Annotated in this window: 14 protein-coding genes; 3 read left to right on the forward strand and 11 right to left on the reverse strand. The window is 37.4% G+C overall.

The window, feature by feature from the left end:
* Positions 1–3 precede the first annotated feature (3 nt).
* From HDE68_RS12860 to HDE68_RS12910, 11 genes are all read right to left on the reverse strand, one after another.
* Positions 4–375, reverse strand: a complete 372-nt coding sequence (locus HDE68_RS12860) for an NADH-quinone oxidoreductase subunit A (protein WP_183882514.1) — start codon at positions 373–375, stop codon at positions 4–6.
* Positions 376–805: 430 nt separating this feature from the next.
* Positions 806–2,524, reverse strand: a complete 1,719-nt coding sequence (locus tag HDE68_RS12865; RefSeq protein ID WP_183882516.1) for a tetratricopeptide repeat protein — start codon at positions 2,522–2,524, stop codon at positions 806–808.
* Between the two features lie 140 nt (positions 2,525–2,664).
* On the reverse strand, positions 2,665–3,570 hold the full coding sequence (locus tag HDE68_RS12870; protein WP_183882518.1) for a substrate-binding domain-containing protein: 906 nt from the start codon (positions 3,568–3,570) through the stop codon (positions 2,665–2,667).
* Between the two features lies 1 nt (position 3,571).
* Entirely contained in the window at positions 3,572–3,796 is a 225-nt protein-coding gene (locus HDE68_RS12875; protein ID WP_183882520.1) for a hypothetical protein, read from the reverse strand.
* A 14-nt stretch (positions 3,797–3,810) separates the two neighbouring features.
* Positions 3,811–4,632, reverse strand: coding sequence for an energy transducer TonB (locus tag HDE68_RS12880; RefSeq protein ID WP_183882522.1), 822 nt, complete (start codon positions 4,630–4,632; stop codon positions 3,811–3,813).
* A 27-nt stretch (positions 4,633–4,659) separates the two neighbouring features.
* Complete coding sequence (locus HDE68_RS12885; protein ID WP_183882524.1) at positions 4,660–5,196, reverse strand: ExbD/TolR family protein; 537 nt, start codon at positions 5,194–5,196, stop codon at positions 4,660–4,662.
* 7 nt (positions 5,197–5,203) lie between these two features.
* Positions 5,204–5,818 carry an ExbD/TolR family protein gene (locus HDE68_RS12890; protein WP_183882526.1) on the reverse strand — a complete coding sequence of 205 codons (615 nt, stop codon included), beginning with the start codon at positions 5,816–5,818 and terminating at the stop codon, positions 5,204–5,206.
* 86 nt (positions 5,819–5,904) lie between these two features.
* On the reverse strand, positions 5,905–6,732 hold the full coding sequence (locus HDE68_RS12895; RefSeq protein ID WP_183868357.1) for a MotA/TolQ/ExbB proton channel family protein: 828 nt from the start codon (positions 6,730–6,732) through the stop codon (positions 5,905–5,907).
* Positions 6,733–7,013: 281 nt separating this feature from the next.
* A complete protein-coding gene (pckA, locus tag HDE68_RS12900; RefSeq protein WP_183882527.1) occupies positions 7,014–8,618 on the reverse strand; it encodes a phosphoenolpyruvate carboxykinase (ATP) in 1,605 nt (534 codons plus the stop codon).
* A 133-nt stretch (positions 8,619–8,751) separates the two neighbouring features.
* On the reverse strand, positions 8,752–9,105 hold the full coding sequence (locus tag HDE68_RS12905; protein ID WP_183882529.1) for a translation initiation factor: 354 nt from the start codon (positions 9,103–9,105) through the stop codon (positions 8,752–8,754).
* Positions 9,106–9,131: 26 nt separating this feature from the next.
* Positions 9,132–10,043, reverse strand: coding sequence for a diacylglycerol/lipid kinase family protein (locus HDE68_RS12910; RefSeq protein ID WP_183882531.1), 912 nt, complete (start codon positions 10,041–10,043; stop codon positions 9,132–9,134).
* 232 nt (positions 10,044–10,275) lie between these two features.
* On the opposite strand from HDE68_RS12910, the gene metK reads away from it, so the two are divergent.
* The 3 genes from metK to HDE68_RS12925 all read left to right on the forward strand — a co-directional run bounded on the left by metK (position 10,276) and on the right by HDE68_RS12925 (position 13,797).
* On the forward strand, positions 10,276–11,544 hold the full coding sequence (metK, locus tag HDE68_RS12915) for a methionine adenosyltransferase (protein ID WP_183882534.1): 1,269 nt from the start codon (positions 10,276–10,278) through the stop codon (positions 11,542–11,544).
* Positions 11,545–11,849: 305 nt separating this feature from the next.
* Entirely contained in the window at positions 11,850–13,397 is a 1,548-nt protein-coding gene (gene treF, locus HDE68_RS12920; protein ID WP_183882536.1) for an alpha,alpha-trehalase TreF, read from the forward strand.
* 52 nt (positions 13,398–13,449) lie between these two features.
* Positions 13,450–13,797, forward strand: coding sequence for a hypothetical protein (locus HDE68_RS12925; protein WP_183882538.1), 348 nt, complete (start codon positions 13,450–13,452; stop codon positions 13,795–13,797).
* Positions 13,798–13,874: the final 77 nt, after the last annotated feature.

Below are 13,874 nucleotides of genomic sequence, written 5' to 3' on the forward strand. Positions count from 1 at the left end.
AGCTTAATTCCAATCGAGCGCTTTCTTTTTCAGAATGTAAATAAAGCCTAATAAAAGTGTCCCCATAAAGACAAACATCTCAATAAGTCCTGGCCAGCCAAGCTCTCTGAAATTCACAGCCCAAGGGTACATAAAGATAACTTCGACGTCGAACAGGACGAAAAGTATAGCCACAAGGAAATATTTGATGGAGAACGGCTGACGCGCATTACCTACAACTTTTACCCCTGCTTCGAAAGTTCCCAGTTTGTCATTGGTTTTACGGGAAGGACCTAAGAAGTGAGTAGCAATAAGGGTTACTACAACAAAGCCTAAGGCTACGATAACTTGAAAAATGATGGGTAAAAAATCCGAAGGTAAACTCTGCGTTTCCATATAATCTTAATTAGGCAACAAAAGTAAAAGAAAAAAGGGGGAAATCCAATAATTAAAAAGACAAGCTATGTTAGGCAGGCATTGCCGCGCCTGAAGGAGCCTGAAACGCAAGGTCCTCACGCTAGCCTGTATTTTTAATTATTCATTCTGCAACCTTGCATGGTGTTTTACTTTTAAAGCATCAATGAAGAGAAATGCGCGCTTTGGGCTTGGTGGTTGGGATTATTAGGTAGAGAAAGACCGATGACGCGGACAAAGAAGAAACTAATAGGATATAATTGACTATGGTCAGAGCAAAAACTAGTGATTAGTCTGAGTGGGATGCAGCTGTCCTTTATTTACACATAGTGTTGCTTAAATACACAACCTATTGAAACAAAAAAAGGCTACCCTCAACAGGTAGCCTTTTCATCTTATTTATTAGATTTTACTATTTCTTTTTCGTTGGAGCTTTTGCTGCCGGAGCTGCTAACTGTTTTGCACCAGCTAATGCATTTGCATTTGCCGGGTCAATAGCTAAAGCTTTTTTGAAGTAGTCACCTGCTTTTGTTTTATCAGTAGCAGTATAGAAGAAACCTAAGTTAGTATAAGCCTCAACTAAGTTTCTTTTTTCAGCATCACCAGCACCCAATTCAGGTTTTTTAACAGTTACCAGATCCAGGTATTGCTCATAGTAAGGAACAAGTAATCCTTTAGGATTTGTTTGATCATCCATTAAACGGGCAACACGTGCTCTCATAATGTAAGCCAAAGTAAATTCAGGTGAAACTTTATTTAAGTGTGCTAAAGCCGAATCAGCTTCTACTAAGATAGTTTTACTTGGATTTTTCTTGTCTCTGTCTTTGTTTGCGTAATCAAAATAATCTGCAGAAGCCAGGTAGTAATAGTTAGTTAATGAACCTTTACCGTTTGGATTTAATCTGATAGCGTCTTTGTAAACGTTAGCTGCCTGATCATATTTCTTGTTTGTATACAAAGCCTTTCCTACATCTTCTAATGCTTCAACATTTGTAGAATCTTTAGCAATTGCATGTCTGATGCTCTTTAAAGCTAAACTGTCTTGTCCTGCGTTTAACTGAGCTTTACCTAAATAAAGGTAATCGGCAGCGATTAAACGTGAAGTATCAGCATTTTTAGCGAAGAAATCAGTTAATAATTTTAAGCTTTCAGGGTTTTTATTTTCAGCTGCTGAATAAGCTTGTAAACGGTTAATAACCATAGTTTTTTGGTTATTAGGATATAATTTTGCGATATCAGCAGTCTCAGTTTCCAGAGCTTTGTAGTCTTTTGCATAGAACAGGAACTGTGCATAACGTAATCTTGTATCAAAAGATTTATCAGTCAGGTCCATGTATTTTTTGTAGTTCTCTAAAGCCTGTTTAGATTTTTCTGCATAATGAGCTGGTTCAAAATTTGCCCATTGCATGTATAACTCAGCAATCTCACGGTAAGCAGGACCATAGTTAGGATCTGCAGTAATTACCTCTTTTAATTGTGTTTCAGACTCAGGAAATGCTCTTGACTCTTTGTACATTCTACCAATCTGAACTTTAGCTCTAACTAAGCCTTCATTGATATTTAAAGCACGCATGTAGTTTTGTAATGCTTCAGAATTCTTTTTCTGAGCTGCATATAAATCACCTAAAGCCAAAAATGTCTCAGGATCTTTATCAGCTGCATCTACTTCGTCAGCTTTTGTTAAGTTAGATAAAGCTGCTGCGAAATCTGGTTTATCTTGCGCCAGGTAAGCTTTACCAATGTATAAATAGGGAGTGTGGTCTTTTTTAGAAGCTAATCCAATAGCTTTATCAAAATTAGCTTTTGCTGATGCCGCATTGTTAGAAGCAAGATCTGCCTGTCCTAATCCAACGTAGTTCAACGCATATTTAGGATCAGCAGTAATTCCTTTGTTAAAAACTGCTTTAGCAGAATCCACATACTCATTATGCAGATATACATCACCTAAGTTAAAATAGTTCTCCCCTTTACCCGCCTGAGAACTTACCAGTGATTTAAGCATAGAAGTTGCTTTAGCAAACTGCTCAGCATCAATTGCTTTTTTTGCATCACTTAAGTTTTGAGCAAAAGAGGCAGAACCCATCACTACTAAACCTAAACTTAAGGTTATTGCTTTCTTTGTCATTTTCATCCGTTTTCGATTTGATTTTAAAGGTGATGAAGCTCGCATGGAATATGCAGGCCCATCGGTTACTTATTTTTTATTTATTGTATAAGCTAATTCGTTTTTTTCTATTACCCGACTACTTAAAGCCATGGCTCAATATAATACTAATTTTCTTTTTTTATATTAATCTCTCTCGGATTCATTTTATTTGGTCCCAATCCCGATTTCAAAACGATTAACTGACCTCTCTGACCCGTTAACCACGTTGCAAAACCCGTGCCTAAACCATTTTTACCTTCTGCATTAATGATATAAACATTCCTCAGGAACGGATATATGCCATCAATTAAGTTCTTTTGAGTAGGTTTATAAAAGGTATCATCACCTTTTTTACCCTTGGTATTTTTCACACCCATAACTTTCACCTGATCGGTAAAGTCCTGCTGATCACGGCCGTTTTTCAACAACCAGTTCACCCCAACAACCCCAATATAGTTCTTATGTTCTGCAACGTATTTTATAACATCTTTATTATTTTGCAAAGTATAAATACCTGATTTAGGTAATTCCTTAATTTGAGAAAGGTCCTTAAAATAGCGCAGTGTACTTGAATAAGCATTATCAAAAACCAGTTGTTTACCAGAAGTTGAAGTCCCTTTCATAATCGAAACCACTTCATCAGCAGTAATCGTTGAATCCGGATTATCATTTCCAGTAATCAATGCAATACCATCAATTGCGAATCTGGAAGTAAAAATTGGAATACTTCTCTTGCTATAAGCTTTTTCTTCGTCAGCGGTAAGCATTCTTGATAAAATTGCAACCCTTACACTGTCATTTAAGAACGTAGGGAGGATTTTATTTTCATTTCCCTGAATCAATTCAAACTTAGCATCCGGATAGTCGAGCTTGAAAACTTCAATCTGATCTTGCAGAACTGAAGAAAAACTCTCATCAACAAGCATTTTTACTGTACCTGAAACACGGGACTCTTTCCTATCATCACTTTTAGGCTTTTGCTTACAGGCAATGAATAAAAATAATGGCAGGATAAAAACTAGTTTCTTCATACTAATTGTCTTTTTGATTAATCAAACGGAAAAATCTTATCACAGCATAAACGATCAGTAATAGTCCAAATAAGATGCGGTAAGTAGGCTTAATTTCGAAAGGGATGTCTTTCCAGAAGATTAATGCAGCTCCAAGTACAAGGTACATGGTCAACATCACAAGGCCTAAAATGAACAGAAATCGCTGTTGAGGCGATTTCTGTTTGAATGTATTGAAGTTAAACATTATTGTAATAATATTTAGTTAGATAAAGTGAAACTGATCGGAATGTTATATTTAACACGAACAGGTTTACCATTCTGGATACCAGGAGTCCATTTTGGACTAGCCTTTAATACCCTGATAGCCTCTTCATCAGTACCACCACCTAATTTACGCTCAACTTTAATATCAGTCAGACGACCATCTTTCTCAACTACGAAAGATAAGAACACCTTACCCTGAATATTATTTTCCTGAGCCATAGGAGGATATCTTACCGCTTTATGCAAGTATGCATAAAACTTGTCCATACCTCCAGGGAAACCTGGCTGAGTTTCGATACTTACGAAGTCATAGACTTTAGTATCTTCTACTACTGCTGCTTGTTTAGGGCCTTCTCCTACCGGACCAACCACAACAATATCAGCACCCGGATCACCCTCAATTGTTTTCTGACCTGGGTCAGCAGCTTTTAATTGCTCAATCTGAGGAGGATCTTCATCACGAACCTGGTTATCCGGTTTTACAATCGGAGGAGGGAACTTGATTTGATCCGTCTTTGGTGGCGGCGGCTCAACCGGTGGCGGTGGAGGTGTTTTTGGATCCACCGGTGGCGGTGGCGCAACAACAACTTCAACTTGTTTCACAATTTCCTCTTCAGGCAACTGACCTTTGATCAAACTAACGATCTTAGGTAAAAGAAACAAAAATATAAAAGCTGCCGAAGCAAAAAGTAGTGCTCTTGAAGTATTCGCGCCATTTTGTTTACGTAACTCGTAAGCTCCGTAAGCTTTGTTCTTTTTAGCGAAAATAACATCAAGCCATTCCTTATTGAATAAATCTATTTTAGATCCGAACATTGCTTGTTATTTAAAATGTTAATAATATTATAAAAGATTCTGCGACTTCATGAATGCTTTCTCAGCATCAGTGATGTTTTCGTCGTCAATTGCCGGAGCCGATTTGATTCCGGTAATTGCTAATTCATCCATGATATCAACAAAGTTTTTATAAGTTGCGCCAGAAGTTGGTTTAATCACCATAACGATAGATTTACCACTTGCGGCCTGTACTTTTTGTTTGTTATCCAGTATCGATTTTCTGATCTGAGTAAAATCCTGAACTTCAGGAGCTGATTTACCAGCTTCTCCCATATACCATGCAACTTTATTATTTTTACCTAATAAAATTGTCATTGTCTGAGATGCTCTTAATTCAAGTCTCTGTTCAGATTTATCATCTTTATCTGGCTTCGCAATATCCATTGCGATTGGTTTATTCAGCGTGGTGGTTAACATGAAGAAGGTAATCAATAAGAACGCTAAATCAACCATCGCGGTTAAATCTACTTTCGTAGACGATTTCTTACTTCTTACTTTCCCACCCTTTTTGCCACCCCCGCCGGAGGTATCTAATTCTGCCATGTTTTAATTATTTGCTACCGCCTTCAGCAGTGGTGATTAAACTGAATTTGTTAATTTTTTGTTTTTGAAGGATGTCAACAACTTTCTTTATCATAGGGTAACCTTCTTCAGAATCACCTTTGATACTTACTCTCATTCCTTCAGAATGCAGCTCAGCAACAGCTTTACGGGATTGAAGAATCCAATCTGCCAATTGATTATTGGTAGAATCGGTAGGTATACCTGTTTCCAGACCTGATTTCTTTCTCTTATCTCCGTCCAGCATCACAAACTGTTTTAAACTCTGGATTGGCACACCAAATGATCCGATAACGCTAAAGCGTTTTTTTTCTTCTGGTGTAAAATTGATTTTATATTGCTCACCAATTTTTTCAAGCGTAGCTACTTTGATATCCTGACCAGCAGCTTCGAAGAAAACTTTGTCTCCACCAATCGTTAAAATTGCGATGTCCTTTTCAGGAACCTTAATTTTATACGTTGACGTAGGAAGTCTTACATCCAAAGGGTCCGGTTGTTTTGCAGTCGCTGATAAAATAAAGTAAGTAAGTAACAGGAAGGACACGTCGCACATGGCGGTCATATCAATCGAGGTACTCTTTCTTTGAACCTTTGCTCTAGGCATAATTTTAAAAATTACTTATGTTTTGTATAATGATGTTAATTCTTCCGGTTTTCCATAAAGCCGGTAAAAAAAAATTACATTATTTTCTATTTATGCGTAGAAGCATAAGTTTGGATGATGCTAAAACCAGCTTCATCAATTGCATAAGTTAATTTATCAATTTTAGAAGTAAGGATGTTGTACATGATAATCGCTAAAGTTGAAGTACCGATACCAGTTGCAGTATTGATAAGTGCCTCAGAGATACCTGTTGCTAATGCTGCTGAATCCGGAGCTCCAGAAGCACCTAAACCACCAAATGCCTTGATCATACCTGTTACTGTACCTAATAATCCCATTAATGTACCAACAGATACTAATGTTGCAATTACAGTTAAGTTTTGCTCTAACATTGGCATTTCTAATGTAGTAGCTTCTTCGATGTCTTTTTGAATAGCTAAACATTTTTGATCTGTATCCATGTTTGCTTCAACTTCCATCTCACGGTATTTTTTCAAACCAGATTTGATTACGTTAGCAACCGAACCTTGTTGTTTATCGCACTCAGCCATAGCTGCTTCGATATTATTTGAATTTAAAAGTGCTTGTACTTTTTTCACAAAAGCATCTAAACTAGATGTACCAGTTGCTTTTCCGATAACGATGAAACGTTCTACTGAGAATACGATTACCATTAAAAGCATACCCATTAAGATTGGAACGATTGGTCCACCTTTGTAAGCCATACCTGCATAGTTACCAACTTTAGGTAGGTTCTCAACGTTGTTGTCAATAAAGTTATTTGCATCTCCAAGAACGAATTTATAAATAAGTGCTGCGATGATAATACAAATTGGAATGACTAGAGTAGCGAATAGATTTGAAGCTGATGAGCTTTCCTTTTTAACTGTTGTTGGTTTTGGTGCGTTTGCCATTTTTTTTTAGTTTTTGAGTTTTTAGTACTTTGTTTTTTTAAATTTATATTAAATATCTGTAATACACACAACGACGAATAAAATCAAATGTTGCAATAACAAATCTACAACTTTGATTTTAATTCCAAATTAAATTATCATTACCAGGTAAATTTGATTTTCGCAATAATTCTCCCATCGCGCAGCCCATATTAAAAAAGATTGTCCCGGTTAGGAGACAATCTTTCACAATGAAAACTAAAAAAAAATTGAAATGCAAATTTTTCCCTAAAAAAAATGATTTAAAGTGTGTTTTCTACAACTTTTGGGATTGATTTGAGTATTTCGTCATTTGCGAACTCTTCAAACTGTCTAAAGTTATCAATAAACGCTTTAGCAAGTTCGTTTGCTTTCTTATCGTAATTTTGTTTGTCAAACCAGGTATTTCTCGGATTTAAAATTTCCGAAGGAACTCCAGGACAAGCATCAGGCATCTGTAATCCAAAAACAGGATGTTCAGTAAATGTCGCAGAAGATAATTCCCCATTTAAAGCTGCAGTGATTAAAGCACGGGTATAACTTAGTTTCATCCGCTGCCCTACCCCATATGCGCCGCCGCTCCAGCCTGTGTTAACTAACCATACATTAACTTTGTGCTCTTCCATTTTCTTTCCAAGCAGATCTGCATATTTAGTTGGGTGCAAAGGCAGGAAGGCCTTTCCAAAACAAGCAGAAAAAGTTACCTGAGGCTCAGTTACCCCAGCTTCTGTACCCGCAACCTTAGCTGTATAACCAGAAATAAAATGGAACATAGCCTGACCAGGATTTAATTTTGACAATGGGGGTAAAACCCCAAATGCATCCGCTGTAAGGAAGAAAATATTTTTAGGGATACCTGCAATAGAAGGTAAGACAGCATTATCTATATAATTTATAGGATAAGCAACCCTTGTATTTTCAGTTTTATCAATATTTGAATAATCGACATCCCTGGTACCAGGAAAATAATTGATATTCTCCAGTAAAGAGCCGAATTTGATTGCGTTATATATCTGAGGCTCCTTTTCGGCTGTCAGGTCTACACATTTAGCATAACATCCGCCTTCAAAATTGAAAACAGAAGAGTCTCCCCATCCATGTTCATCATCACCAATTAAGCCTCTTGCAGGATCAGCCGACAAAGTAGTCTTACCTGTACCTGATAGTCCAAAGAAAATTGCAGTGTCATCCTCAGTACCCACATTAGCAGAGCAATGCATCGACAAAGTGTTTTTCAATTCAGGCAAAATAAAATTTAACACAGAGAAAATCCCTTTTTTTATTTCACCTGTATACCCTGTTCCGCCGATTAATATAATTTTATCTGAAAAATTCAGAATAGCGAAATTAGCCTGACGTGTTCCATCTGTTGCCGGATCTGCCAGAAAGGTAGGTGCTGCAATAATTGTCCACTCAGGGTTCTCAATAACCTCTCCTTCCTCTGGTCTGAGGAATAAATTATTAGCAAATAAATTTTGATAAGCAGTCTCTGTGATTACTCTGATGCTCATTTTATAGGCTTCATCAGCGCAGGCATAAGCATCCCTTACATAAAACTTGTCTTTGTTAAGATGTGCACAAACTTTGTGCAGTAATGATTCGAAATTTGCCTGACTAAACTGGATATTGATATCGCCCCACCAAACCGAATCTCTTGTAATATCATCCAGCACTATAAATCTGTCTTTTGGCGAACGACCGGTAAATTTACCCGTATCAATTGCCAAAGCACCTGATGATGAGAGCGTACCCTCTCCGTTATTGATGGCTTCTTCTACCAATTGCGGTACGCTTAACTGATAGTATGCATTATCAGTACCCAAATTCAACCGGGATAAGTCTGGTTTAGGCATTAAAACTTTGCTCATAAAATGATTATTTGTTTAGGCAAAGCTAAGGAGATATTTATGGAAAAAATATCATTTCAAAGGAAATATTTCACTTATTGTGGCATATACACTATAAAACAACTAACTGATTTACAGCAGCTTAACTCACTTATTATCCTCCCGATTTTTTCACTTTATACCCCTCTTTTTGAAGCATCAAAACTACCTTATCCCTGAAGTCACCCTGTATAATAATTTCACCATCTTTAGCACTTCCGCCTACTCCGCATTTGGTCTTCAGCATTTTTGAAAGCTTCTCTAAATCTGCAGCATTTCCGCGGTACCCGGTAATCAGTGTCACTGCTTTACCGCCCCTGTTTTTCCTGTCCAGCATCACACGCAGGTCCTGCTGATTATTTGCAATCACCTCCTGCTCTGTATCCTGATCAGTTTCATAACTATAAGAAGGATCTGTAGAATACATAATTCCACCAAGATCACTCAATGATTTTTTATTCGGTTTCATCTCTTTATTTATTATTTTAGAAATCCCTAAACAATTTCTGCAACTGCACCACCCATTGCCTGGGGAACAATTACATTCAAAGACAGCGGTGAAATACTTACCGCAATCTCTCTGCCCATAAAATAAGGTTCTCCATCAATATGGATCGCCGCATCTTCTACTCTGGTAATCTGTATCTCTTTTCCTTTGATAATTTCTACCATATCAGAACGGTCGGTACTTGCATTCAGCATATGATAGGCCAGTATAGGTAATTTATATAACGGGAATGATTTGATGATGCAAACATCCAGTAAACCATCTGTTACAGAGGCATGTGGAGAAACATGCGCATTATTTCCATATTGAGAAGAATTGGCCACACTCACCACAAAAGCCGTTCTGGTATACCCAACCCCATCTATCCGCAAATGATAGGTTTCAGGCTTATAACTAATCATTTCTTTAAACCCAAGTTTCAGATAGCCCGACAGCCCCCTTTTTTTATTTCCGACAAATACAGAACTGATATGTGCATCAAATCCCATTCCTGCCATATTAAAGAAAAACTTATCATTGAATGTGCCTGTATCTATTTTGATAACATTCAGGTCATTCAATACCTGAATTGCCTTAGCCGTATTCATAGGGACCTTTAAAAACCGGGCCAGACCATTTCCTGACCCAAAGGGAATAATTCCTAAGATCTTCTGCTGCTGCATTACTTTCGCTGCAATTTCATTAATCGTACCATCACCACCTACGGCAACAATAATATCAAAGTTCTTATTTGCAGCTTCTTCCGCTATCTCTGCAGCATGCCCTACATATTCCGTGAAACTATAATTAGGATTAAACTTGGATCTGTCCAGGTTCGCATCAATTATAGCAGGGATCTTTAATTTGTCCTTACCCCCGGATATAGGATTAATAATAAATAGAATGTTCGACTTTGCCAAAGGATATGAATTAATTATGGCACAAAATAATTGATATTTTTTGACTATTTTGAATATATATAGTAATTTTGCATTGTAAAGGTGGACTGATTTGCGATGTTATGCCAGCATGACGGGATTGCAACCACGTAAAAAAAAGTGCTAACCATTCATACACTTCATTTTACTGCCTGTTTAGACGGGATCATTGTCCATTTTAAAAAATTGTTGATTAACAAACTAATTATTTAAAATGTCATATTTATTTACATCAGAATCTGTTTCTGAAGGCCATCCTGATAAAGTAGCAGATCAAATTTCGGATGCACTAATTGATAATTTTTTAGCATTTGATCCTGAATCAAAAGTTGCTTGCGAAACTTTAGTAACTACCGGTCAGGTTTTTCTGGCTGGCGAAGTGAAATCAACAGCATATCTTGATGTACAGAAAATCGCAAGAGAGGTAATCAACAAAATTGGTTACACTAAAGGTGAATATATGTTTGATAGCAACTCTTGTAGTGTGTTATCTGCTATTCATGAGCAATCACCTGACATCAATCAGGGTGTAGATAAAGCTGACAAAACAACTCAGGGAGCTGGTGACCAGGGAATGATGTTTGGTTATGCAACAAGAGAAACTGAAAACTTCATGCCTCTTGCACTTGACCTTGCACACAAAATCCTGATTGAATTAGCTGCTATCCGTCGCGAAAACACTGAAATCAAGTATTTACGTCCTGATGCAAAATCACAGGTTACTTTAGAATATAATGATAACAATGAGCCGGTAAGAATCGATTCTATCGTGGTGTCGACACAGCATGATGATTTTGATGAAGAACAGGCTATGCTTAAAAAGATAAACGACGATATTATCAATATCCTTATTCCACGTGTATCAAGCCAATATCCTCAGTTCAGCAAATTGTTTAACAAGGATATTAAATATCACATCAACCCAACTGGTAAATTTGTTATCGGTGGCCCGCATGGCGATACTGGTTTAACCGGAAGAAAAATCATCGTGGATACTTACGGTGGTAAAGGTGCTCACGGTGGTGGTGCATTCTCAGGAAAAGATCCATCTAAAGTTGACCGTTCGGCTGCTTATGCAACCAGACATATCGCTAAAAACTTAGTTGCAGCTGGTGTTGCTGACGAAATACTGGTACAGGTATCTTATGCAATCGGTGTTGCTCAGCCTATGGGTATCTACGTAAATACTTACGGAACAGCTAAAGCTAAATCAGCAGATGGCAAATTGCTTACTGATGGTGAAATAGCGAAAGAAGTAGAAAAGATTTTCGATATGACTCCTTACGGTATTGAAACACGTTTAAAATTGCGTAACCCGATTTATTCAGAAACCGCAGCTTATGGTCACTTTGGTAAAAACAACGAAGTAATTACTAAAGTATTCAAAGCATCAAACGGTGTTGAAAAAGAAATCACAGTAGAATTATTTACCTGGGAAAAATTAGATTTCGTAGATGCTGTTAAAAAAGCATTTTCTCTATAAACCTTTAAAGGTCTTAAAATTTTAAAAGAGCGTTGTCTTCACAGACAACGCTCTTTTTCATTTAACCCTCATCCTGATATTTCTGCTGCAATTACAAGGCCCTTTGGCTGGCTTCTATTTGACTTCGCTATGAATCCACATTTTCTCCATAATGCTTTCACGTTGAGTCAATCTATTTACCGGGAAAAGGTGGACTCATAACCTAGACAATACGACCTCTTCTACCTCCGTTCTCCAGCTGTTATTCTGTTTAAAAAATGCAAAATCCCGGAATAAATCGTATCATTAGTCAATAATAAAAGATTATGATACGCAGATTTATATTTATCCTGTTTATAGGGCTTCAATTTGGAAATGTTCATGCCCAGACCAAAACACCTGATCAGTTATACGGACAATTATTTATTGATGTACAAATGCAAAACGTGCTTAAGGACGGTAAAACATTTGTTGATTGCATCCCTAAAAGAGATCCTGCTAAAATTCTGGAAGATTATATGAAGCTGAAAAATGCAAAGGATAAGTTTAGCACGCTGGACTTTGTAAAAGCCAATTTCATCCTTCCTGATACCAATACTACTATTGTGATCACCGGGAATAAACCAGTCGCAGCGCATATCAACCAACTTTGGGAAGCCTTGCGCCGTAAGCCAGCAAATAAGATCGCCAATAGCTCACTGTTAGACCTGCCTGCTCCATATATTGTACCGGGAGGCCGTTTCAGGGAGATTTACTATTGGGACAGCTACTTTACCATGTTAGGCCTTCAGGTATCCGGAGAAAACGAAACTATTGAAAATATGGTAAAGAATTTCGCATACCTGATTAAGCAGAACGGACATATTCCGAACGGGAACAGAAATTATTATCTCAGCAGATCGCAGCCCCCATATTTCTCACTGATGGTGGAACTTCTTGCTCAAATCAAAGGAGATCAGGTATATTCAACTTATTTACCAGCATTGGAAAAAGAATATGCTTACTGGATGGATCAGTCAGCGCCGACTAAACATGTGGTTATCATGCCTGATGGAAGTAAATTAAACCGGTATTACGACCAGCTAAATACACCAAGACAAGAATCCTATAAAGAAGATGTATTGATTGGCAGACAGGCCGGGTCGAAAAATCCTGAAATCTATCGTGATATCAGGTCAGCAGCAGAAAGCGGATGGGATTTTAGCAGCAGATGGCTGGCTGACGGAATGCATTTAAACACCATTGAAACCACACAAATAGTTCCTGTAGATTTAAACTGCCTGTTATATAATCTGGAACTAACCATTCAGAAATGTTATGCACTTAAACATAATACCGAAAAGCAGAAGTACTTTGAGTCTTTAGCTTTAAAAAGAAAGATCAGTATGCTGAAATATTTCTGGTCCCCGCAGCAGTCCTGGTTTACTGATTATAATATAAAAACCAAAAAACAGTCCCCGGTATTAAGTCTTGCCGGTATGTATCCATTGTACTTTAAGCTGGCCAGTTTAAAACAGGCAAACCTGGTTAAAAACGTTTTACAGCAAAAATTCCTGAAACCGGGAGGATTGGTTTCTACTCCGCTCAATACACATCAGCAATGGGATGCCCCTAACGGATGGGCTCCACTGCAATGGATGGCTATCAATGGATTAGGTAATTATGGCTTTCATGAGCTGGAAAAACATGTGGCTGTACGCTGGATTAATTTAAATACTAATGTTTATAAAAGAACAGGAAAATTGATGGAGAAATACAATGTTGTTGATCTTGACTTGAAAGCCGGAGGAGGAGAATATGCTTCTCAGGATGGATTTGGATGGACAAATGGTGTATTACTTTCCCTGATGAAAAAATACGGCTACGCTAAATAAAAACAAAACCATTTAAAGAGGGCTTTGTTTAATAAGCAAAAGAATCTTTATTATGGAACAACCAGCTGAAATGAACACACTTAGCCAGATTTTAGAAAAATTGAGGCAAAAAGGGTTAGATAACGAAATAAAGATGACCGATCATGGCAAAATGCAGGGTGTCGGTCTGCACAAAATATATATACCCGAAGATCTGACTATCATAAAAACTTATCGTTTTGAAGGTGACTCAGATCCTGGAGATAATTCTGTGCTTTATTTGTTAGAAGACAAAGACGGTCAGATCGGCTATATTATTGATGCCTATGGCATGTATAGTTCTCATGAAGGAACAGGTTTTGATGACTTCCTGAAAAAAATCCCTACTGCCGACAGGGATATGCAAGAACTATTCAAGTAATTTTTAGATTGAGCAAAGAGGAACAAACCCGTTTTTCTTTGCTCAATTACTTATCAGCAATTATTTCTTTATTCTAT

The organism is Pedobacter cryoconitis (assembly GCF_014200605.1).
GTDB lineage: Bacteria > Bacteroidota > Bacteroidia > Sphingobacteriales > Sphingobacteriaceae > Pedobacter > Pedobacter cryoconitis_B.

Excerpts from the sequence above, each read along its gene's own strand:
- HDE68_RS12860 (WP_183882514.1), bottom strand. The coding sequence starts at position 375 with ATGGAAACGCAGAGTTTACCTTCGGATTTTTTACCCATCATTTTTCAA.
- HDE68_RS12865 (WP_183882516.1), bottom strand. The coding sequence starts at position 2,524 with ATGAAAATGACAAAGAAAGCAATAACCTTAAGTTTAGGTTTAGTAGTG.
- HDE68_RS12870 (WP_183882518.1), bottom strand. The coding sequence starts at position 3,570 with ATGAAGAAACTAGTTTTTATCCTGCCATTATTTTTATTCATTGCCTGT.
- HDE68_RS12875 (WP_183882520.1), bottom strand. The coding sequence starts at position 3,796 with ATGTTTAACTTCAATACATTCAAACAGAAATCGCCTCAACAGCGATTT.
- HDE68_RS12880 (WP_183882522.1), bottom strand. The coding sequence starts at position 4,632 with ATGTTCGGATCTAAAATAGATTTATTCAATAAGGAATGGCTTGATGTT.
- HDE68_RS12885 (WP_183882524.1), bottom strand. The coding sequence starts at position 5,196 with ATGGCAGAATTAGATACCTCCGGCGGGGGTGGCAAAAAGGGTGGGAAA.
- HDE68_RS12890 (WP_183882526.1), bottom strand. The coding sequence starts at position 5,818 with ATGCCTAGAGCAAAGGTTCAAAGAAAGAGTACCTCGATTGATATGACC.
- HDE68_RS12895 (WP_183868357.1), bottom strand. The coding sequence starts at position 6,732 with ATGGCAAACGCACCAAAACCAACAACAGTTAAAAAGGAAAGCTCATCA.
- pckA (WP_183882527.1), bottom strand. The coding sequence starts at position 8,618 with ATGAGCAAAGTTTTAATGCCTAAACCAGACTTATCCCGGTTGAATTTG.
- HDE68_RS12905 (WP_183882529.1), bottom strand. The coding sequence starts at position 9,105 with ATGAAACCGAATAAAAAATCATTGAGTGATCTTGGTGGAATTATGTAT.
- metK (WP_183882534.1), top strand. The coding sequence starts at position 10,276 with ATGTCATATTTATTTACATCAGAATCTGTTTCTGAAGGCCATCCTGAT.
- treF (WP_183882536.1), top strand. The coding sequence starts at position 11,850 with ATGATACGCAGATTTATATTTATCCTGTTTATAGGGCTTCAATTTGGA.
- HDE68_RS12925 (WP_183882538.1), top strand. The coding sequence starts at position 13,450 with ATGGAACAACCAGCTGAAATGAACACACTTAGCCAGATTTTAGAAAAA.